Genomic DNA, 2,177 nt, shown 5'->3' with positions numbered 1-2,177 from the left:
GGGCCCCCGCTCTCTCCGCCGTCCCCGTCCCCGCCCCCGCCGCCGTCTCCGTCCTCCTCGGCCCGGCGGCGGCGGTCGCGGTCGCAGGGATCGCAGCGGCAGTCCCGGCCCCGCGCCCCGCCGTCGTGCGGGCCCGGGTCATGCCCGTCCGGTCCGTCCGGCCCGGCCACCGCGCCGCATCCGCCGCCCGGCGTCCCATGCGCACCGTAAGGAGCGTGTCCGGAGGGGATCCGCAGGCCCCCGAGGACCACCCCGCCGCTCTCGTCCACCAGCAGATCACGCGGCCGGGCCGTGCCGTCGAGGACCGTACGGGCCGCGGCGACCGCGTCCGTCGGCACGCCGAGCGAATGGGCCAGGGCGACCGTCGCGGAGCCGCCGACCGGGACCACCGACAGCGTCGCGTCCGCCAGCTCCCGCCGCCGGTGCAGCAGCTCCACCATCCGCAGCAGGGCGCGGTCGTCGCCCACCAGCACCGGCCGGCGGGCGCCCCGGCGGGCCAGTGCCCGCTCGACTTCCTCCGGGCCGTCCGGCAGGCAGATTTTCGTCTGCGCGCCCGCACAGAGCACATCCTTCGCGATCCGCACCGACTCCCCGTCCGTTCGCCGGGCGTTGGGGTCGATGACCATGAGCAGCGGGCGCCCCCGGACGGTGTCCGGCGCAGGGGGCCGGGGATCTGGAGCCGACACCTCGGTCCTTCCTCAGGTAATCTCTCGGTGCAAGAGCCCCTGTCGCTGTTGCGCCAGGGGCTTCGTCTATCCGGGGCACCGGTTCGACGGCTCTTGTGGTGGCGCACGTCACCATGCACGTTGGACATGCCCCGCCCGGAAGGGGTGTACGCCTGTGCCCGCACTTGTGCTGCTCGGTGCTCAGTGGGGTGACGAGGGCAAGGGGAAGGCCACCGATCTGCTCGGCGGCTCCGTCGATTATGTAGTGCGCTACCAGGGCGGTAACAACGCCGGCCACACCGTGGTGGTGGGCGACCAGAAGTACGCGCTGCACCTCCTCCCGTCCGGAATCCTGTCGCCCGGGTGCACCCCGGTCATCGGCAACGGTGTCGTCGTGGACCCCGCGGTCCTGCTCTCCGAGCTGAGCGGGCTGGATGAGCGCGGTGTCGACACCTCCAAGCTGCTGATCAGCGGTAACGCCCATCTGATCACGCCGTATCACACGACCCTCGACAAGGTGTCGGAACGATTCCTCGGCAAGCGGAAGATCGGCACCACCGGCCGCGGCATCGGCCCGGCCTACGCGGACAAGATCAACCGGGTGGGCATCCGGGTCCAGGACCTCTTCGACGAGTCGATCCTGCGGCAGAAGGTCGAGGCGGCCCTGGACTACAAGAACCAGGTGCTGGCCAAGCTCTACAACCGCCGCGCCATCGCGATCGACCAGGTCGTCGAGGAGCTGCTGGGCTACGCGGACCCGCTCCGCGGCTATGTCGCCGACACCACCCTGCTGCTCAACAACGCCATCGACCAGGGCCAGGTCGTCCTCTTCGAGGGCGGCCAGGGCACCCTGCTCGATGTCGACCACGGCACGTATCCCTTCGTCACCTCCTCCAACCCGACCGCGGGCGGCGCCTGCACCGGCGCCGGAGTGGGCCCCACGAAGATCAACCGCGTGATCGGCATCCTGAAGGCGTACACCACCCGCGTCGGCGCGGGCCCGTTCCCCACCGAGCTGCTCGACGAGGACGGCGAGAAGCTGCGCACGATCGGCGGCGAGCGGGGCGTGACCACCGGGCGCGACCGGCGCTGCGGCTGGTTCGACGCGGTCATCGCGCGCTATGCGACCCGGGTCAACGGCCTGACCGACTTCTTCCTCACCAAGCTGGACGTGCTCACCGGCTGGGAGCGGATCCCGGTGTGCGTCGCCTACGAGATCGACGGCAAGCGGGTCGAGGAGCTGCCGTACAGCCAGAGCGACTTCCACCATGCCAAGCCGATCTACGAGACCCTGCCGGGCTGGTCGGAGGACATCACCCAGGCCAAGACCTTCGACGAGCTGCCGAAGAACGCGCAGAGGTACGTCCAGACGCTGGAGGAGATGTCGGGCGCCCCGATCTCGGCGATCGGCGTCGGACCGGGCCGCGACGAGACCATCCAGATCAACTCGTTCCTCTGAGCCTCTGGGCCTCTGGGCCTTTGAGCCCCTGACCCTCGGACGGGAGAGCGGCC

The 2,177-nt window shown here is 71.0% G+C and carries 1 protein-coding gene and 1 pseudogene; one reads left to right on the top strand and one right to left on the bottom strand.

Annotated features, from left to right (window positions below; translation table 11 throughout):
• Positions 1 to 626 (bottom strand): annotated as a pseudogene (locus KN815_RS51270) (hypothetical protein); the annotation flags it as partial.
• A gap of 214 nt (positions 627 to 840) precedes the next feature.
• Here KN815_RS51270 and KN815_RS46185 point away from each other — a divergent pair.
• A complete protein-coding gene (locus KN815_RS46185) occupies positions 841 to 2,124 on the top strand; it encodes an adenylosuccinate synthase (protein ID WP_216347765.1) in 1,284 nt (427 codons plus the stop codon).
• Positions 2,125 to 2,177: the final 53 nt, after the last annotated feature.

It is taken from the genome of Streptomyces niphimycinicus (assembly GCF_018883605.1).
GTDB lineage: Bacteria > Actinomycetota > Actinomycetes > Streptomycetales > Streptomycetaceae > Streptomyces > Streptomyces niphimycinicus.
Note: the sequence above shows the minus strand (reverse complement) of the source record. Positions and strands in the feature narration are given on the sequence as shown.